This is a genomic window from Streptomyces sp. NPDC101178 (assembly GCF_044767965.1).
Classification (GTDB): Bacteria; Actinomycetota; Actinomycetes; order Streptomycetales; family Streptomycetaceae; genus Streptomyces.
Genome location: NZ_JBIWOZ010000006.1, coordinates 346,124 through 366,531, shown reverse-complemented (window position 1 = coordinate 366,531; position 20,408 = coordinate 346,124). Strand labels below are relative to the sequence as shown.

Annotated in this window: 8 protein-coding genes; 7 read left to right on the top strand and 1 reads right to left on the bottom strand. The window is 71.8% G+C overall.

The window, feature by feature from the left end:
* Positions 1-63 precede the first annotated feature (63 nt).
* The 5 genes from ACIRR8_RS19775 (at position 64) to ACIRR8_RS19755 (ending at position 16,652) form a co-directional block, all read left to right on the top strand.
* Complete coding sequence (locus ACIRR8_RS19775; RefSeq protein ID WP_404066220.1) at positions 64-927, top strand: ABC transporter ATP-binding protein; 864 nt, start codon at positions 64-66, stop codon at positions 925-927.
* A gap of 151 nt (positions 928-1,078) precedes the next feature.
* Positions 1,079-2,128 carry an iron-siderophore ABC transporter substrate-binding protein gene (locus ACIRR8_RS19770; RefSeq protein WP_404066217.1) on the top strand — a complete coding sequence of 350 codons (1,050 nt, stop codon included), beginning with the start codon at positions 1,079-1,081 and terminating at the stop codon, positions 2,126-2,128.
* Positions 2,129-2,174: 46 nt separating this feature from the next.
* The gene (locus ACIRR8_RS19765) at positions 2,175-3,962 is read left to right on the top strand and encodes an ABC transporter ATP-binding protein (protein ID WP_404066214.1); all 1,788 of its coding nucleotides are present in this window, start codon (positions 2,175-2,177) and stop codon (positions 3,960-3,962) included.
* 57 nt (positions 3,963-4,019) lie between these two features.
* Complete coding sequence (locus ACIRR8_RS19760) at positions 4,020-14,939, top strand: amino acid adenylation domain-containing protein (RefSeq protein ID WP_404066211.1); 10,920 nt, start codon at positions 4,020-4,022, stop codon at positions 14,937-14,939.
* A gap of 9 nt (positions 14,940-14,948) precedes the next feature.
* Entirely contained in the window at positions 14,949-16,652 is a 1,704-nt protein-coding gene (locus ACIRR8_RS19755; RefSeq protein ID WP_404066208.1) for an ABC transporter transmembrane domain-containing protein, read from the top strand.
* A 73-nt stretch (positions 16,653-16,725) separates the two neighbouring features.
* Here ACIRR8_RS19755 and ACIRR8_RS19750 read toward each other — a convergent pair whose 3' ends face one another.
* Entirely contained in the window at positions 16,726-17,856 is a 1,131-nt protein-coding gene (locus tag ACIRR8_RS19750) for an alpha/beta hydrolase-fold protein (protein WP_404066206.1), read from the bottom strand.
* A gap of 149 nt (positions 17,857-18,005) precedes the next feature.
* On the opposite strand from ACIRR8_RS19750, the gene ACIRR8_RS19745 reads away from it, so the two are divergent.
* Both ACIRR8_RS19745 and ACIRR8_RS19740 read left to right on the top strand, forming a co-directional pair.
* Positions 18,006-18,689 carry a helix-turn-helix domain-containing protein gene (locus ACIRR8_RS19745; RefSeq protein ID WP_404066203.1) on the top strand — a complete coding sequence of 228 codons (684 nt, stop codon included), beginning with the start codon at positions 18,006-18,008 and terminating at the stop codon, positions 18,687-18,689.
* Between the two features lie 258 nt (positions 18,690-18,947).
* On the top strand, positions 18,948-20,285 hold the full coding sequence (locus tag ACIRR8_RS19740; protein WP_404066201.1) for a radical SAM protein: 1,338 nt from the start codon (positions 18,948-18,950) through the stop codon (positions 20,283-20,285).
* Positions 20,286-20,408 lie beyond the last annotated feature (123 nt).

Sequence of the window (20,408 nt, the reverse complement as noted above, 5' to 3'; positions counted from 1 at the left end):
GGCCCCGAGGCGAACTCCCGTCCGAGGCAATAAGGTTAGGTGAGCCTAAATCAAGGGGTGCTTGTGGTCGCGCAGTTCATCACCGAGACCCGGACCGGCGCCGGGGCCGTCTCCCGGCTGGCGGCGAGAGGCGTCACCGTCGGCTACGGCGGCCGGGCGGTCATCGACGATCTCGACGTGGAGATCCCGCCAGGCGTGGTCACCACCATCATCGGCCCCAACGGCTGTGGAAAATCGACCCTGTTGCGGACTCTGACGCGGCTGCTCAAACCGGCCGGCGGGACGGTCGTGCTGGACGGCGAGGACATCGCCCGGCTGCGGACCAGGGACGTGGCCAAGAAGCTCGGTCTGCTTCCGCAGGCGCCCGTGGCGCCAGAGGGGCTCACGGTGGGCGACCTGGTGGCCCGGGGACGGCATCCCCACCAGAGCTGGCTGCGGCAGTGGTCCTCGGACGACGCCGGTGTCGTGGAGCGCGCCCTGGCCATGACCGGAGTGGCCGATCTGGCCGACCGGACGGTGGACTCGCTCTCCGGTGGCCAGCGCCAGCGTGTCTGGATCTCGATGACCCTGGCCCAGGGCACCGACCTGCTGCTGCTGGACGAGCCGACCACCTATCTGGACCTCGCGCACGCCATCGACGTGCTCGACCTGGTGGACGACCTGCACGAGTCCGGGTGCACAGTGGTCATGGTGCTGCACGATCTCAACCTCGCCACGCGCTACAGCGACAACCTCATCGTGATGCGCGCGGGTTCGATCCTGGCGCAGGGCCATCCGCGTGAGGTGATCACCGCCGAGCTGCTGCGCGAGGCCTTCGGGCTGCAGGCCAAGGTGATCGACGATCCGGTCGGCGACCGGCCGCTCATCGTGCCGATCGGACGGGCGCACGTCCGGCTCGAACCGCTGAGCGACGTACCCGTGAAATAAGTCCCGGACCAGGTGGGTTGGCGTTTCGGTCAACTCGGCCCGGACGAGGGAAAGTTTTCAAGTAAGGCTAGGCTGGCCTCACTTGGCGGGATAGGGTTTGCTCGCCCTCACACAGGGGCGCAGTGGACAGCGCGACAGCAAGGGATTCCGGATGTTTCTCCATCGAACGACGCTCGCTCAGCCGTGGCGGCGGCTGGCCGCGGCACTCTCCGTCGCGACCCTCGGCGTCGGCCTCCTCACGGGATGCGGTTCCGACACGGAGGCGAAGAAGAGCGACGACGCCCCGGCCGCCGGCGCCGGCGCGTTCCCGGTCACGGTGGAGCACGCGTTCGGATCCACGAAGGTCGAGAAGGCCCCTGAGCGCGTCGTCTCCGTGGGCTACACGGACGACCAGGCCATCCTCGCCTTCGGCATCAAGCCGGTCGGCATGGTCGACCAGTACCCGAACCCGGTGGGCCAGACCCCCGACATCAACACCCAGTGGCCCTGGGTCAAGGACAAGTGGGGCGACACCCGCCCCGAGGTCGTCATGAACAACGGCGACGCGGGCCCCAACTTCGAGAAGATCGCCTCCCTCCGCCCGGACCTGATCATCGCGGTCTACTCCGAGGTCGACCAGGCCGCCTACGACAAGCTCTCCAAGATCGCGCCGACCGTCGGCCGCACCAAGGCCGAGAAGGAGCCCTTCAGCGCTCCCTGGCAGGACAACGCGGTCCACATCGCCAAGGCGCTCGGCAAGGAGACCGAGGGCAAGGAGCTGGTGAAGGGCATCCAGGACAAGCTGGACGCGGCCAAGAAGGACAACCCCGCCTTCGCCGAGCAGAAGGCCGTAGCGCTCTCCTGGTACAAGGGCGCGGTGTACCCGTTCACCTCCACCGATGTGCGCGGCCAGCTGGTCACCGGTGCCGGCTTCGGCTACCAGACCGAGATCGACAAGATCGCCGACGGCAAGTTCTCCACCGAGCTGTCGCCCGAGCGCATCGACCTGATCGACGTGGACCGCATCTTCGTCATCAACGACAAGGCGGACACCGAGGCGCTCAAGAAGTTCGAGCTCTTCGCCAACCTGCCCGCCGTCAAGAACGGCAACGTCTCCTACCTCCTGGACAGCGAGGGCCCGGCGATCGGCGCCGCCATGTCCCAGGGCACGCTGCTCTCCCTGCCGTACGCGGTCGACGAGCTGGTCAAGGCGGCCAAGTAACGATGACGCCCGCACCGTCCTCCCCCCACCGAGAACTGGCGATGGTGTGACAGTCACCGACACCCCCGCGGCCCCGACGAAGCTGCGTACGGCGACGGGGAGAGAGGCCACCGGCTGGGTGGCGGCACACTGCCGCCGCGCCCCGTGGCTGACCTTCTCCACCGTGGTCACCACCGTGGCCGGCGCGGCCCTCCAGGTGGTCCCTGTGCTCCTGCTGGGCCGGGTGGTCGACGGGGTGGTCGGCGGCGAACCACGCTCGGTGCTCGTCACCGTCGGCGTGCTGATGGGAGCCGCCGCGCTGCTCGGCGCGGCGGCCACCGCGGCCTCCACGTACCTGATCGGACGGCTCGGCGCGGAGCTGCTCGCCCAGCTGCGGGAGAGCGCCGTACGGGCCGTGCTCGGCATGCCGAGCGCCCGCGTCGAACAGGTCGGCCGCGGCGATGTGCTCTCCCGGGTCGGCGACGACGTGGCCGTGCTCTCCAAGGGCATCCGGCAGGCCATTCCCACGGTGTTCTCGGCCGGCGTGCTGGTGGCCATCGCCACGCTCGGCATGTTCGGCCTGGACTGGCGGCTCGGCCTGGCCGGGGCCTGCGCGCTCCCGGCGTACGCCTTCGCCCTGCGCTGGTACCTGCCCCGGTCCGCCCCCCTCTACCGCAGCCAGCGCATCGCCCAGGCCGACCGCGCGCAGGCGCTGATCAGCGGCCTCAACGGGATAGACACCGTACGGGCGTACCGCCTGGAGGGCGACGTCCGCGAGAAGGTCACCGCCGAGTCGTGGCGGGTGCGCAACCTCGGCATCGAGGTGTTCCGCTTCTTCGGCCGGTTCGTCGGACGCGAGAACCGCGCCGAGTTCATCGGCCTCGTCCTGATCCTGGTGGTCGGGTACGCGCTGCTGGAGGCCGACGCCGCCACGCTCGGCGAGGTCTCGGCCGCTCCGCTGATGTTCCACCGGCTCTTCACGCCGCTCGGCGCCATCATGTTCACCTTCGACGAGGCGCAGAAGTCCGGCGCCAGCCTCACCCGTCTGGTCGGCGTGCTTGCGGAGCCGGCGGAGGAGCGTCTGGTGGGCGACGCGTCCGTCGCCCGGGCCGAGGCCGTGCCGTACGCGGTGACCGTGGAGGACCTGACCTTCAGCTATCCCGACACCGAGGAACCGGTCCTCCGCGAGGTCGCCCTGTCGATTCCGGCCGGTGGTTCGCTGGCGCTGGTGGGCGCGACGGGCGCCGGCAAGTCGACGCTCGCCGCGCTGGTCGCCGGCATCGGAACCCCGCAGACCGGGACCGTACGCATCGGCTCGCGGGACCTCGCCGGGCTCGACGAGGCCGAGGCGCGGTCCCTGGTCAGCATCCTGACCCAGGAGACGCACGTCTTCTCCGGGCCGCTCGCCGACGATCTGCGTCTCGCCGCCCCCGAGGCGAGCGACGCGGAGCTGATGGAGGCGGTGCGGACGGTCGGCGCCGACGGCTGGGTCGAGCTGCTGCCCGGTGGTCTGTACGCCGTGGTCGGCGAGGGCGGAGAGCGCCTGGATGTGACCAAGGTCGCCCAAGTCGCTCTGATCCGCTTGGTGTTGAGCCGCTCACCGGTGGTCGTGCTGGACGAGTCGACCGCCGAGGCGGGCAGCGAAGGCGCCGCCGAGCTGGAGCGCGCCGTACTGGCCGCCTGCGCGGGCCGTACCACGCTCTTCGTGGCCCACCGGCTGACCCAGGCCATGGCGGCGGACCGGATCGCCGTGCTGGATGCGGGGCGCGTGGTGGAGGAGGGGACGCACGAGGAGCTGGTGGCTCTCGGGGGCATGTACGCGCGTCTGTGGCGTGCGTGGCGCGAGGGAAGTTAGGGCAACCTAAGTAAGGTTAGGCTCACTTGAATGCCTTGGAAGGGTGCTGAGTCTTCGATGACGGAACCGACCGCTCCTCACGTGCTTCTCTCTCCCACCCACTTCGCCGATGTGCGCCGGCGGATCGGAGAGTACGGCGACCGGACCATAGCCGAGGCGTGCGCCATCGGCCTGGCGTACTGGGCGACGGGCACCGGCCCCGACGGCATCGACCTCACGCCCGGCACCTCGTTCGCCGATGTGCTCGGCTGGGTCGACAACGGCGGTGGCGGAAAACCGGGTTGGGACGTCTCCGTGGACAACCTGAGAGTGACGGTTCCCTACGGCGTTCCGCCGGCCGAAGCGCAGCTGGCCCTGGACGACCTGGCCGACTTCCCGGACCGGCCCGTCGGCACCATCGGCCCCTCCAGCATCGCCGCACGGATCAGGACCCTCGCCCGGTGGAACGACAACCGCGCCGACCGTGCCCGCCCGACCGTCATGGAGCTGTTCCACGAACAGGCGCGCGCCAGGCCGGACGCCGTCGCGATCGTCGACGAGCACCGCACGCTGACCTACCGCGAGGCCGCCGAGAAGTCAGCGCAGTTGGCCCACCACCTGATCGAACGCGGCCTCGGCGCCGAACAGGTCGTCGGGATCTCCCTCGGCCGCTCCGCCGACATGGTCATCGGCCTCCTCGCCGTACTCCAGGCAGGCGGCGCGTTCGTCCCGCTCGATCCGCAGTGGCCCGCCGCCCGCAGGGCCGTCGTCGTCGCGGACGCCCGGGTCGTGCTCCAGCTCAACAGCTCCGGCGAGTCGGACGCGGCCGAACCGGACGCCGTCGCCGTCGACCTCGGCCGCTGGGCGTTCGGCTCCCACCCGGCCGACGGACCCGAGGCGACCGTCCACGCCACCTCACTCGCGTACGTCATCTTCACCTCCGGCTCCACCGGCCGGCCCAAGGGCGCGATGATCCGTCACGAGGCCATCAGCGAACGCCTGCTGTGGCAGCGGGAGGAGATCCTGCGGTTCGGCCACGACGACGCGTCGCTGTTCAAGGCGCCACTCTCCTTCGACATCTCCATCAACGAGATCTTCCTGCCGCTGGTCTCCGGCGGCCGGCTGGTGATCCTGCGGCCCGGCGGCGAACGCGACCCGCACCACCTGCTCGGCGTCATCGCGGAACAGCGCGTCACCTTCACCTACCTGGTCTCCTCCATGCTGGACGTCCTCCTGGAGATCGAAGGCGGATCCGGCAGCCTCGACAGCCTGCGCCACGTCTGGTGCGGGGGCGAGGTGCTGACCCCGGAGCTGTACGAGCGGTTCCGCAACCGGCTCGGCATCCCCATGTACCACGGCTACGGACCGGCCGAGACGACCATCGGCGTCTCCCACGTCATCTACCGGGGCGAGGCCGAACGCCTGTCGACCTCGATCGGCAGGGCCAACCCCAACACCCAGCTCTATGTGCTGGACGACGAACTGCGCCCGGTCCCGTTCGGCGTCGGCGGCGAACTGTACGTCGGCGGCCTCCTCCTGGGCCGCGGCTACGTCAACGCCCCCGGCCTCACCGCCTCCCGCTTCGTCGCCAACCCCTTCGCCGCCGACGGCTCCCGCCTCTACCGCACCGGCGACCTGGCCCGGTACGCGGCGGACGGCTCGCTGGACTTCCTCGGCCGAGCCGACAACCAGATCAAGATCCGCGGGATGCGGCTGGAGATCGAGGACGTCGAGGCCTCTCTCGCCGAACACCCGCGCGTACGGCACAGCTGTGTCGTCGCCCGGAAGAACAGCGCGGGCGGCACCTACCTGATCGGCTACGTCATCCCCTCGGGCGGCGGTGAAGAGCTCACGGCGGACGAGGTGACGGCCTGGGCCACCACCCACATGGTCGAGTACATGGTCCCCGCCCACCTCGTCGTCCTCACCGCGTTCCCGCTCACGGCCAACGGCAAGATCGACCGCGATGCCCTGCCGGAGCCCGCCCGCCCCACCGGCAACCTGGCAGCGCCCACCACCGGGAACGAGCGCCTGGTGTGCGCGGCGGTCGCCGCCGTGCTCCGCATCGACGACGTCGGCGTCGACCAGGACTTCTTCCAGCTCGGCGGCGACAGCATCCTGGCGATCTCCCTGCTCAGCGCCCTGCGCGAGGCCGGCCTCCACGTCACGGCCCGCCAGATCTTCACCCACACCACCGTCGGAGCGCTGGCTGCGGTGGCGAGCCGCGACGACGTCTCCACCGTGGACCACGCCGACACCGCCACCGGCACCGTCGTCGGCTCGCCCATCGTGCAGTGGCTCGGCGAGACCACCGACGCGATCGACGGCTTCGTCCAGTCGGTCGTCCTCAACACTCCGGCCGAGCTGACCGCCGAAGGGCTCGACGCCGTCCTCGCCGCTCTTCCCGCCCGCCACGACATGCTCCGCGCCCGGCTGGTGCGCGGTGAACGCTGGAGCTTCGACATACCGCCGGCCGGACAGGCCGCCGTGGAGTGGCGGGAGAGTGACCGGCCGCTGGAGGAGTGCGTCGAGCTGGCCACCGATCCACTCGACCCGGACAGCGGCGTCATGCTGCGCGCCGTCTGGCGTCCCGCCGACCGCCAACTCGTCCTGGTCGCGCACCATGTGGTGATCGACGGCGTGTCCTGGCGGATCCTCATGGACGACCTGGCCACGGCCTGGCGCCAGTACACCTCGGGCACGTCCATCGAACTCCCGCCCGTCGGTACGTCGTTCAGGCGCTGGACCCAGCTCCTCTGCCGCACACCCTTCGACGCCGACCGCACGTACTTCCAGCGCGCCCTGCCCGCAGCGGACGCACCGCTCGGCAGGCGCGCCCTCACCGAAGCCGACACCGTGGCCCGCGAGCGGACCCGGACGGTGGCCGTCGGCCCCGAGGAGACGGCCGCGCTGCTCGGCGACATCCCCGCCAAGTTCCACGCGGGCGTCAACGACGTCCTGCTCACCGCACTGGCCGTGGCTCTCGCCCGGTGGCGCCGGGACCGTGGCCAGGAGCAGACCTTCGCGCACATCGAGCTGGAGGGCCACGGCCGCGAGGGCCGGTTCGTCGCGGACGCGGCCGGATTCGAACCCGAACTCTCTCGTACGGTCGGCTGGTTCACCACGCTCTTCCCGGTGACCGTGGACCCCGGCACCGCAGCCGACCTCACCGCACCCGACTACCTCGCCGCCGCCCTCAAGGCGGTCAAGGAAGACCTCGCCCGGGTCCCGGGCAACGGTCTCTCCTACGGCGCCCTGCGCTACCTCGCCGGCACCGAACCGACCGGTCCCGCGCCGCAGGTGCTCTTCAACTACCTGGGCCGCTTCGACGCCGGATCCGCCGGAGACTGGCAGCTCGCCGGAGCCACCGGGCAGTTGGGCGAGAAGCGCGATCCGAGGATGCGCCTGCCGCGCGCCCTGGAGTTCAACGCGATCGCCGAGCCGGACACCGACGGCGCGTACGAACTCGTCACCACCATCTCCTGGCCCGAAGGCGTCTTCACCGAAGCGGACATCACCACGCTCGGTACGTACTTCGGTGCGGCCCTGTCCGCGCTCGCCGCGCTCGACGAAGGCGGCCACACGCCCAGCGACTTCCCACTGGTGCCGCTGCTCACCCAGGCCGACGTGGACGACCTGGACAGTGAGCGGCTGCGGGACATCCTCCCGCTGACGCCTCTCCAGGAAGGCCTCTACTTCCACTCGGTCTTCGACGACGACGCCACGGGAAGCTACGTCGAGCAGCAACTGCTCACGCTCCGGGGCGAAGTGGACGCCGACCGGCTCGCGGCCGCTGCCACCCGGCTGCTGACGCTCTACCCCAACCTGGCCGCCCGATTCGCCGCGCTGGCCGACGGCCGGGTCGTCTCGGTCGTCGAGAGCGGCGTCCGCGCGCCCTTCACCACGCTGGACCGCCCCGCCATCACCGACGACGAGATCCGCGACCTCGCCGAGTCGGACCGCCGCACCGGGTTCGACCTCGCCACCGGCCCGCTGATGCGCTACACGCTCATCCGCGCCGGAGCCGGCCGCACCGTCCTGGTGCAGACCGTGCACCACATCATCGCCGACGGCTGGTCGGTGCCACCGATGCTCCGCGCCCTGCTCGCCGAGTACCACGCACCGGGCTCCGTGCACCCGATCGGCGGCTACCGCGACTACGTCGGCTGGCTCGCGGACCAGGACCAGGACGAGAGCGACCGCGTCTGGGCCGACGAACTCGCCGATCTGCCCGGCCCCTCACTGGTCGCCGAGGGCCACACTCCTTCCGAGCGGTTCGCCGACATCGCCGCCGAGCCCGCCGACGACATCGACATCGCCGCACGGTCGGCGGGCGTGCCGCTGAGCGCGGCCGTCCACAGCGCGTGGGCCCTCACGCTGGGCGGGATTCTTAGCGGCCGGGACGTCGTCTTCGGCTCCACCGTCTCCGGGCGCGACGCCGAGGTGCCCGGCATCCGGGACATGGTCGGCCTCTTCATCAACACCATCCCCGTGCGGGCCCGTTGGGCCGCCACCGACACCGCGTACGACCTGCTCGCCGCGGTGAAGGAGCACCAGAGCGCGGTCCTGGCACACCAGCACGTCTCGCTCGCCGGGATCGGCCGACAGGCCGGAGCGGGCTCGCTCTTCGACACCCTGGTGGTGTTCGACGTCGCGACCGACGTGGCCGCGCTGCGCGGCCCGGACGACACCCTCACCATCACCGACATCGTCAACGAGGGCGCTCCGCACTACCCGTTGACGCTCGTCGTCGAGCGGTCGGCCGACGGCCGCCCGCGCTTCAACCTCATCTACGACGGTGAGTTGCTGCGCAAGGAGAGCGCCGAGGCGATCCTGCACACCTTCACCCGGACCCTCACCGAGCTGCTGAGCCGCCCGGACGCCCGCGTCGACGAGCTGGTCCCCGCCCGGGGCCGTGTCCCCGAGCCTGTCCCCCCGACGACCCTGGGCGCACTGTTCGACACCGCCGCACACCGCGACCCGGCGGCCACCGCCGTGACCCAGTGCGCTCTGGACGGCTCCACACGCTCCCAGACGTACGGCGAACTCCGCCTGTCCAAGGACAAGTTGGCATCGGCCCTGCGCGCGGCCGGAGTCCGCCCCGGGCAACGGGTCGCCGTCGCCGTTCCGCGCTCCCTGGAGCAGGTCGTCGCCCTGGTCGCCGTCGTCACCGCCGGAGGCGCGTACGTACCGCTCGACCTCGCCTATCCGGACGAGCGGCTGGAGTACATCCTCGCCGACGCCGCCCCGCAGGTCGTCCTGGTGGACCGGGAGCAGCGCGACCGCTTCACCGGTCTGCTGGAGCGGGCCGGTGTGCGGGCCCGCGTGCTCGTCCAGGGCGAGGACCTGCCGCAGACCGCCGACACCGCCGTGCCGGAGGTGCGCCCGCAGGATGCGGCGTACGTCATCTACACCTCCGGCTCCACCGGCCGGCCCAAGGGCGTCGTCGTCCCGCACTCCGCCGTGGTGGCGCTCCTCGCCAACACCCGGCCGGACATGGACTTCGGGCCGCACGACGTCTGGGTCCACTTCCACTCCTTCTCCTTCGACTTCGCCGTCTGGGAGCTGTGGGGCGCGCTCGTCCACGGCGGTGAGCTGCTGGTCCCGGAGTACGGACTGACCCGCTCGCCGGTCGACTTCCACCGGCTGGTCCGCGAGCGCGGCGTGACCATCCTCAACCAAACCCCTTCCGCCTTCCACCAGTTCATCGAGGCCGACCTCCACGCCGAGGAACCGGTCACCGCGCTGCGCCGGATCATCTTCGGCGGCGAGGCGCTGGATCTCGGACGGCTGCGCGGCTGGGTCGAGCGGCACGGCACCGCGTCGCCCGAGCTGGTCAACATGTACGGCATCACCGAGACCACCGTCCATGTCACGCACCGGGTCCTGACCGACGAGGACTTCGCCCGCGCGACGGACATCAGCCCGATAGGTGGCCCGATTCCCGGTCTGGCCACCTATCTTCTCGACGACCGGCTCCGGCCGGTGCCACCGGGCCGGGTGGGCGCCATCTATGTGGCGGGCGACCAGGTCTCCCTCGGCTATCTGGGCCGCTCCGGGCTCACCGCGAGCCGCTTCGTGGCGAACCCGTTCGCCGGCGACGGCACCCGGATGTACCACACGGGCGACCTCGCGCGGCGGACGCTCGACGGCGAGCTGGAGTTCGCGGGCCGCGCCGACGACCAGGTGCAGCTGAAGGGGTTCCGGGTCGAGCTCGGTGAAGTGGAGTCGGCGATCAGGGAGGTGGCGGGCATCGTCGATGCGGCCGTCACGGTGGCGGCCGGCGGTGACCACCTCGTCGCGCATGTCGTGGGCCAGGCGCCCGCCGACCTCACCGCTCTGCTCTCGGCCAAGCTGCCCGTCCACATGGTCCCGGACCGCGTGCTGCCGCTCGACGCGCTGCCGCTGACGGTCAACGGCAAGCTGGACCGCAAGGCCCTCACCGAGCGCGCGGCCACCACACCGCAGGACGCACCGACAGCGCCCAGCGGCTCCCAAGTCACCACAATCGTCGACATCTTCGCCGAGGCGCTGCCCGGCGCCACCGTGGACGCCGACACCGACTTCTTCGGCGCCGGCGGCGACAGCATCGTCGCGATCACCGTGATCAACCGGGCTCGCGCACACGGTCTGCAGATCGCCCCCCGCGACGTCTTCCTCCTCAAGACCCCGCGTGCCCTCGCCGACCACCTGGCCACCCGCACGCCCCAGGCCTCCCCGGCACCCGCCACCCGCCGCGAGGACGGCCCACTGCCGCTCACGCCGATCATCCTGCGCCTGCGGGAGCTGGGCGGTTCGCTGACCCGGTTCGCCCAGGCCAGGGCCCTGGCGGTGCCCGGTACCACCGGCCTCGCCGACATCCGGCGCGCCGCCGACGCCGTCCTGGCCGCCCACCCGGCCCTCCGGCTCCGGCTCCTCGTCGAGCACGGCGTCTGGACCCTGCGCACCGAACCCGCCCGCGAGGCCACCGTCACCACCCCGGACACCACCGACGCGACGGCCGCCGCCGACGAGGCCGCCGGACGGCTCGACCCCGAGGCCGGAGACGTCATCGCGTTCTCCTGGCTGGCGGCGAGCCGCACCCTGGTCGTCACCGTGCACCACCTCGCCGTCGACGCGGTGTCCTGGCTGATCCTCCTCGACGACCTGACCACCGCCCTGAACGGCTCCGACCTGCCGCCGCCGACCACGCCGTACGCCGAGTACGCCGAAGCCCTCGCCGTACGGTCCGCCGCATCGGCCGACGGCCTCGGCCACTGGATCACCACGCTCCAGGCACCACCGCTCCTGCCCGGGCCCACGGACACCACCGCGCCCACGGCCTTGCGCGAGACCACCGTCGTCCTCGCACCCGACATCAGCGACCAGGTGACCCGCACCGCCCCCGCCGCCCTCGGCGTCGGCCTCACCGAGCTGCTCTGCGGCGCCCTGCGCGCCGCGCTCACCCGCATCCAGCCGGCAGCGGCCCCCACCGACCTGGCGATCGACCTGGAGCGCCACGGCCGGGTCCCGGCGGCGGACCACCACGACTACACCCGTACCGTCGGCTGGTTCACCTCCATCGCCCCCGTACGCCTCACCGCTCACACCGACCCCGTCGCCGCCGCCCGCGAGATCGCCGACCGCCAGCCGGACGAGGAAGGGCACGTCGCCTACGGCCGCCTCCGCCACCTCAACCCGCAGACGGCCCCGCTCCTCACCGCCCGCCCCCAGGTTCTCTTCAACTACCTCGGCCGAGGCGGCGAATCGCAGGCCCTACGCCTCACCGCCGGCGAGCAGCACAGCCCGTACGCCGTCGAGGTCAACGCCTGGACCGACGAGGCCACCGGCAGCCTCCACGCGGCCTTCACCCTCGCCGACGGCGTCCCCGGCACGATCACCGACCACTGGCTCACCGCCCTGGCACGGATCGGCACCGCCGCCGCGACCGCCGAGCGCACCGCACCGGTCACCCCGCTCCAGCGCGGCCTCTTCTTCCAGGCCCAACTGGCAGGAGCGGCCGGGCATTACGTCGCGCAGAGCTGGTTCACCTTCGACCGGCGGATCGACACCGACGCACTGGCCGAGGCCATGGCGTACGTCATCGCCCGCCACCCGGTCGTCGGCGCCGGCTTCACCACCGACGACGACGGCAACCCGGTCCAACTCCTCAAGTCAGGAAGGCGGGTCGACGTCCGCACGGTCGAGCTGACCACGGACGCCGAGGTGGAGGAGGTGCGCACCCGCGACCGTGAGCGCGGCTTCGACCCGGGCGAGCCGCCGCTGATCCGGCTGACCGTGGTCCGGCTGCCCGACGGCCGGGACGGGCTGCTGCTCAGCTACCACCTGTTGCTCTGGGACGGCTGGTCCCGCGAGATCGTGCTGCGCGACCTGTTCGACGCGTACGAGGCCGTCCTGGCGGGCGAGCCGTGGGACGCGGCTCCGGCCGTGCCGGGCTTCGAGGAGTACGCGCGGGAGCTCGCCGCCAAGGACCCGGCCGTGTCGGAGCGCTTCTGGGCCGACCACCTGGCCGGCCTGACCGGGCCCACGCTGCTCGCCGGACCGGCCCCCGCTCTCAGCGAGGAGTTGCCGCAACCGCTCACGCACACGCTCTCCGCCGAGCTGACGGATCTCCTGCGCGACGCGGCCCGGGTACACGGCGTCACGCTGAACTCGGTGCTGACCGGCGCCTTCGGCCTCCTGCTCGGCGCCCGCACCGGCCGGAGCGACGCGGTGTTCGGCGTCACCGTCTCGGGCCGGGAAGGCGAGGGGCACGGCGCGATCGTCGGCGTACTCCTCAACACCGTGCCCCTGTGGACCCGGGCCCGGCCCGAGGAGACGGTCGGCACCTACCTGTCCGGGGTGCAGGCGGCGCGGGTCGCGGCCATGGACCACGAGCACCTGGGGCTCGGCGAGATCCAGCGGGCCAGCGGCCACGACACCCTGTTCGACAACCTCTTCGTCCTCCAGAACTTTCTGGACCTGGACGCCTTCGCCGCGATGAACGCCCGCCACGGCATCACCTCCGTCCAGGCGGACGACTCCACGCACTACCCGTACACCTGGGTCGTCACCCCCGGCGACCGGCTCACCGTCAAGCTGGAACACCGCCACGGCGACGCGGCCGCCGCCCGCCTGCTCCTCGGCGACTACCTGCGGGTGCTGGAGGACGTGGCCCGCTCGACGACGGGACGCATGGGCGCTCTGCCGGGACTGGGACCCGTCCCGGAGCCCGCCGAACGTACCGACGTCGGCACCGACACCGTCGTCGACCGCTTCGACCTCGCGGCCGACCGCCATCCGGAACGGATCGCGCTCGTCGCCGACGGCGCGACCCTCACCTTCGCCCAACTCCGCGACCGCAGCCGGGCCGTGGCGGGTGTGCTCGCCCAGCGCGGGATCGGCCCGGAGACGGCCGTGGGCCTGGCGATCCCGCGCTCGCTCGACTGGATCGCGGCGCTCTTCGCCGTCCTGCGCGTCGGTGCCGCCTACGTACCGCTGGAGCTGGACCACCCGGACGAGCGCCTCGCGACCATCGTCGAGGACGCGCGGCCCGAGGTCATCCTCACGGTGAGCGGTGTGTCGCCCCGGCTGACCGGCGAGCTGATCGAACTGGACCGGCCGCTGCCGGCCGCCGAGCCGTACGTGACCTTCGCCCCGGACGATCCGGACCGGCTGCGCCACCCCGCGTACACGATCTACACCTCCGGCTCGACCGGGAAGCCCAAGGGCGTGGTGACCGAGTACGCCGGACTCACCAACATGCTGATCAACCATCAGCGCCGCATCTTCGAACCGGTGCTCGCCGAACACGGCCACCGGACCTTCCGGATCGCACACACCGTGTCGTTCGCCTTCGACATGTCGTGGGAGGAGCTGCTCTGGCTCGCCGACGGTCACGAAGTCCACATCTGCGACGAGGAGTTGCGCCGCGACGCACCCCGCCTCGTCGAGTACTGCGCCGAGCACGCGATCGACGTCATCAACGTGACCCCGACCTACGCGCAGCAGCTCATCGCCGAAGGGCTGCTGGACGACCCGCACCAGCGGCCCCCGCTCGTGCTGCTGGGCGGAGAGGCCGTCACGCCGACCCTGTGGCAGCGGCTCGCCGAGACCGAGGGCACGGTCGGCTACAACCTGTACGGGCCCACCGAATACACCATCAACACCCTCGGCGTCGGCACCTTCGAATGCCAGGACCCGGTGGTCGGCGTGGCGATCGACAACACCGAGGTGTACGTCCTCGACCCTTGGCTGCGACCGCTGCCCGACGGGGCGCCCGGCGAGCTGTACGTGGCGGGTGTCGGCATCGCCCGCGGCTATCTGGGGCAGAGCGGCCAGACCGCGCACCGCTTCGTCGCCTGCCCGTTCGGCGCGCCCGGCGAGCGGATGTACCGGACCGGCGACCTGGTGGTCCGCCGGCCCGACGGGAACATCGTCTACCTGGGCCGTACCGACCAGCAGGTCAAGATCCGAGGCCACCGGGTCGAGCTCGGAGAGGTGGAGGCCGTGTTCGCCGCCCACCCGGCCGTCCGGTTCGTGGCCGCGGTCGCCCAGCCCGACCCGCAGGTCGACGGCGCCTACCGGCTGGCCGCCTATCTCGTCCTGGAGGGAGTGGAGTTGGCGGCGGTCGCCGTCGAAGTCAGCGCCGGACTACCGGACTTCCTGCGTCCGACGCACTTCGCCCAGGTCGACAGCATCCCGCTGACCGTGAACGGGAAGGCCGACACCAAGGCGCTGCCGGAGGCCCGGCCGCTCGGCGCGCTGACCACGGCGGGGGAGCGCGGACCTTCGAGTGAGACCGAGACCGTGGTCTGCGAGTTCTTCGCCGAGGCGCTCGACCTGGACGACGACGAGGTGAGCGCGGTGAGCGATTTCGTCTCCCTCGGCGGACACTCCATGCTGGCGGTGCGGCTGATCGGGCTGCTCCGCCGCGAGTACGGTCCGGTGATCACCATCCGCGACCTGTTCACCCTGCGCACCCCGGAAGCGATCGCCCGCCACCTCGATGAGAACTGACACCCCTTGATGAAGACTGACACGCAGCGGCCCCGCCACGGCGCCGCCATCCTGCGGACCGCTCTGCGCCGCAACATCGGCGCCATGATCGCGGGCACCGTCCTCATGGGCCTCTACCAGGCGGCCGAGACCGCGTTCCCCATCGCGCTCGGACTGATCGTCGAGCACACGATGCAGGACCGCAGCCTCGGCTCGCTCGGGGTGTCGATCGGCTCGCTCGCCGTGATCATCACGACGGTCTCCCTGTCGTGGCGGTTCGGCATGCGGGTGCTGCAGAAGGCCAACACGACCGAGGCGCACCGCTGGCGGGTCCAGGTGGCGGCCTGTGGGCTCCAACCGGTGGCCAGGGACGACGTGGACGGCCTCAAGTCCGGCGAGATCCTCACCATCGCCACCGAGGACGCCGACCAGACCGCCGACATCATCGAGGTGGTGCCGCTGCTGATCAGCTCCCTGGTCGCGGTGGTCGTCGCGGCGGTCGCGCTGAGCCTGGCCGACCTGCGGCTCGGTCTGCTGGTGATCGTGGGGACCGTCGGCATCCTGTCGATCCTGGCCGTGATGTCCAAGCGGATCGGCTCCAGCACCCAGGTGCAGCAGGCCAAGGTGGCGCTGGCCGGGGCCAAGGTCGCCGACCTCATCATCGGCCTGCGCCCGCTCCACGGCTTCGGCGGCAACCACGCGGCGTTCGGCTCCTACCGCCGGGTCAGCACCGACGCCAAGCGCCAGGCGATCACCGTCGCCAGGGTGAACGGCGCCTACGCGGGCACCGCGCTGGCCCTCAACGCCGTCCTCGCCGCCGCCGTCTCCCTGACGGCGGGCTGGCTGGCGTTCGGCGGCCAGATCTCCATCGGTGAACTGGTGATGGCCGTGGGGCTCGCGCAGTTCATCATGGAACCGCTCAAGATGTTCTCGGAGATGCCCAAGTACGTGATGATCGCCCGCGCCTCCGCCGAGCGCATGGCCCTGGTGCTCTCCGCCCCGCCGGTGACGGTCCCGGGTCCCGGACGCCCGGCGCCAGGCGGGGACCTGGAGGTCGACAACGTAACCCATGGAACCCTGCGCGGGCTGAAGTTCACCGTGGCCGCGGGGGAGTTCGTGGCGATCGCCCCCTACCAGCCGCGTGCCGCGGCGGACCTGGCCGCCGTACTCGCGGTGAACGTTCCGCCACCGGCGTACGAGGGAGTGGTCCGGCTCGGCGGTCAGGAGCTGGCGGACCTGTCGGTCGAGGCGGTACGGGAGCACCTGCTGGTGAATCCGTACGACGCGGAGATCTTCGGCGGCACGCTGCGGACCAACATCGACCCGTCGGGCAGCAGCCGTACGCTCCCCGAAGCCGTCGAGGCGTCCATGCTGACCGATGTGGTCGCCCTCCACCGCGACGGGCTCGACTACGCGGTCCGCGACCGCGGGGCCAACCTCTCCGGCGGGCAGCGCCAGCGGCTCTCGCTGGCCCGGGCGCTGGCCGCCGACGCCGATGTGCTGGTCCTGCACAACCCGACGACCGCCGTCGACGCGGTCACCGAGCAGCTCATCGCCCGCAACATCGCGAAGCTGCGGCGGGGCCGGACCACCCTGGTGATCACCAGCAGTCCGGCGCTCCTGGACGCGGCGGACCGGGTGCTGGTCCTGGACGAGGGGGTCGTCACCGCCGAGGACACCCACCGCAACCTGCTCGCGGGCGATGAGGCGTACTGCCTGGCCGTGGCGCGGTAGGCCGTCGGCGGGGGGAGGGGCGGGGACCCAGCGGCGTACGGCAGCCGCCCCCGCCCCCGCCCCTGCCGGTGCCTCAGCCCAGCGCCCAGGCGACGTCCCTGAGCAGCGCCTGCCGCCACCCTGCCCGGTCGTGGTCCGAGGCGGAGCGTGAGACGCGCACGGTGGCACCGGCCCGCTCGGTGAGCGACTCGGCCAGCTCGCAGTGCGGCAGCATCCGCGCCTCGTGCTCGCCCACGTCGAAGGCGCACCGAAGCCGGGACAGGTCGGCTCCGCCGCGCAGGAGTCCGGCGATCGTCCCGCCGACCGGACCGCCCAGCGGGTCCGGCAGCTCCCCGGCGCCCGGCGCCCACCAGAACGACCCCGACTGACAGGCGATACGGGAGACCAGCTCCGGGAACGTCAGCGCCGCGTACAGCGCGCTCAGAGCGCCCAGGCTCTGCCCGGCGACCACCAGCCGGTCCAGGTCGGCCCGGACACCGGATCCGGCCACCAGCGGCAGCAGTTCGTCCCGGACCGCCTCCCACAGCTCCGGGCGGCAGGTGAACTCGGCCTCCCGGTCCTTGGCCGGGAGGAACACCAGCGTGACGGGCTCGGACTCACCGGCGGCCACGGCGGACGCGAAGGCGGTCATCGCCGGATGGAGGTACAGCCAGTCGTCCCCGTCCAGCAGCAGGACCACCGGACCGCCGCCGCCCACCGGATGGACGCGCACGGTCCGCCGCCCGCCGAGCCGCTCGCTGCTCCAGCGCAGCCGGGTCTCCGGGAGCGGCAGGACGTCGTCCGGCCCGACGGCGGGCCAGTGCGGCTGGGGCGGGGCGTCCGGGGTCGCGGAGATGGAGCGGTCGCCACCCGCCCCGGCCGGGTTGAGCGGGTCGGCGCGGGGTTCCCCGTCCACGAGGAGGCGGTAGGTCACCCGCAGCCGCGCGGGCATGGACACCTCCGCGTACCAGCAGTCCGTCGCGCCCCACCGTCGCAGCGGGACCGGTCCGGACCAGCTCTCGAAGTCCAGCTCTGCCGGAGACCCGCGCCACAGGAACAGTGCCGTCCAGCCGTCACCGTCAGGGACCGCCGCGGGCGTGCGCGCCGAGGCCCAGAACGCGTCGGTGCCGGGTTTGCCGGGCAGCCCGAAGGGAGCGAAGGGGCTCTCGGCGTCCGGGGCGCCTGAGGGGGCGGAGGGATCGGAGCCATCGGCCGCGAGGCGCATGAACATCTCCTGGTGGGAGGGGATGGGAAGGGGCGGAACCCTCATGCATAGGTGAGCCTAACCTAATGGGCTTCCGGACTGCGCGTGGTGCGGGCTCTCGTTAGCGTGGGCACGTAGGGCCCCGCCCCGACGAGCCGAAGGACCACACGATGTCCCGACCACCGCATCCGCCCCGAGGCGACATCGGCCGACGTGTCGCGGCGCGCCGCCTCCAACTCGATCTGACCCGGCAGGACGTGGCCCTGCGGGCGGGCGCCGCACCCGGCTACATCCAGTACGTGGAGGAGCAGTCCGCCACCCCCGGCATCGGCTTCCTCCTCCGGCTCGCCGACGCGCTGGAGACCACGGTCCCGGAGCTGGCCGGCGGGACCATGGACCTGCCGGGCGGACTCGGGCGGGCGGCCCGGCAGGCCCGGATGGTCGAACTCGACGACACCGAATGCCGGCAGCTCCTCGGCGACCACGGCGTCGGCCGGGTGGCGCTGACCGGCGGTGACGGGCCCGTCCTCCTGCCGGTCAACTACCAGGTGCTCGACGGCGAGGTCATGTTCCTCACCGGCGACCGCTCTCCGCTCGCCGGAGCGGCGGGCACGGAGATCGCCTTCGAGACCGACCACATCGACGACGCCTTCAGCAAGGGCTGGAGCGTGCTGCTCGTCGGAACCGTCCGGGCCGTGGAGGACGAGGACGAAGCGCGCCGCCTGAGGGAGACGGCGTACTCGGCACCCTGGGCGGGGGAGGGCCGGGAGTACGTCATGGTCCTCACATCCCGCCGCACCACCGGCCGCCGGATCATCGTGGACGACGCCCCGGAGGATGCCGCTCCCCGCTGAGCGGGGCGGCGGGCGAGGACGTACGGCTCACTCGAAGGGCACGACCGCGACCGGGGCCGGGCTGTGGTGGACCGGGGCGTGTGCGTCCCGTCCCTGCGGGCCGCCCCGGATCGGGGCCGAAGGGCCTCCTGGATCCGTTTTCCGCTGGTCAATGCAGGTGGCGAAAGGTGTTGGCGTAGGCTTGCCAGCTGACTGGACAAGACCTGCCCACCCGTGCGCGCGCCGTTGCGGTGGGGTGACTTTCGGAGGTTCGCGTACATGCCGAGCAGCAGTCGTACGGCACTGGTCGAGGACCTGATGGGGCGTTTCCCCGAGGTACCCCGTGAAGCCGTGATCAAGGAGGACCTGCTGCGCGGCGGCATGGCCTTCGACGAGTCCGCGCTCAGCGGATCCATCGGCGGGGCCACCGGTGACGTGAAGCCGAAGTCGTACTTCATCTTCTCCTTCGACCACCGCACCCTGCCCGAGCTCGGCGCCGCCGCGCTCAACCGGCCGCCCGAGGAGGTCGTCCTCACCGGCGGCCCCTACGGGCTGCGCCGCACGGTCGTGTCGGTGCGCGTCAACCCCGACTCCCCGTACGTCGTGCGCGGCGGCGAGGACGGGACGCTCGGCCTCTACCTGGACGGGGCGCGGATCGCGGACGTCGGCCTCCCGCCGATGCCGGAGTACTACCGCCACCAGCTCTCCAACGGCAAGTCCGTCATGGAGGTCGCGCCGACCATCCAGTGGGGCTACCTCATCTATCTGACGGTCTTCCGGGTGTGCCAGTACTTCGGCGCCAAGGAGGAGTGCCAGTTCTGCGACATCAACCACAACTGGCGCCAGCACAAGGCGGCCGGCCGCCCGTACACCGGGGTCAAGCCGGTCGAGGAGGTGCTGGAGGCCCTGGAGATCATCGACCGGTACGACACCGCCGGAGTCTCCCGCGCCTACACGCTCACCGGCGGCTCGATCACCTCCCAGGTCGCCGGCCGCGACGAGGCCGACTTCTACGGGCACTACGCCAAGGCCATCGAGGAGCGCTTCCCCGGCCGCTGGACCGGCAAGGTGGTGGCCCAGGCGCTGCCCCGCGAGGACGTGCAGCGCTTCCACGACTACGGCATCCGCATCTACCACCCCAACTTCGAGGTGTGGGACCGCCGCCTCTTCCAGCTGCACTGCCCGGGGAAGGAGCGGTACGTCGGCCGCGACGAGTGGCACCGCCGGATCCTGGAGTCCGCCGAGGTGTTCGGCCCGCGCAACGTCATCCCGAACTTCGTCGCGGGCATCGAGATGGCCGAACCCTTCGGCTTCACCAAGGTGAGCGAGGCCATCGACTCGACCACCGAGGGACTGCGGTTCTTCATGTCGAACGGGGTCGTGCCGCGCTTCACCACCTGGTGCCCCGAGCCCACCACCCCGCTCGGCAAGGCCAACCCGCTGGGCGCGCCGCTGGAGTACCACATCCGCCTGCTCCAGGCGTACCGGGCGACGCTGGAGGAGTTCGGCCTCAACTCCCCGCCCGGCTACGGCCCGGCAGGACCCGGCCGCGCGGTCTTCTCGGTGAGCTCCTTCATGGACAGCCTGGAAGGCCTGGAGGAGGAGCCGGTCGCCTGATGTTCCGCGGCGAACGGGCACCGTTCCCCGCGTTCGGGCACGGATCGGGCGCGAAAACCGGTGGAGCGGACACCGCAAGCGCCCGGAAAGCCCGGTGGTACCGGTGTGACCAGCGACGGTTCG

Coding starts and splice junctions, on each gene's coding strand:
- ACIRR8_RS19760 (WP_404066211.1), top strand. CDS start 4,020: ATGACGGAACCGACCGCTCCTCACGTGCTTCTCTCTCCCACCCACTTC.
- ACIRR8_RS19770 (WP_404066217.1), top strand. CDS start 1,079: ATGTTTCTCCATCGAACGACGCTCGCTCAGCCGTGGCGGCGGCTGGCC.
- ACIRR8_RS19755 (WP_404066208.1), top strand. CDS start 14,949: ATGAAGACTGACACGCAGCGGCCCCGCCACGGCGCCGCCATCCTGCGG.
- ACIRR8_RS19745 (WP_404066203.1), top strand. CDS start 18,006: ATGTCCCGACCACCGCATCCGCCCCGAGGCGACATCGGCCGACGTGTC.
- ACIRR8_RS19740 (WP_404066201.1), top strand. CDS start 18,948: ATGCCGAGCAGCAGTCGTACGGCACTGGTCGAGGACCTGATGGGGCGT.
- ACIRR8_RS19750 (WP_404066206.1), bottom strand. CDS start 17,856: ATGCGCCTCGCGGCCGATGGCTCCGATCCCTCCGCCCCCTCAGGCGCC.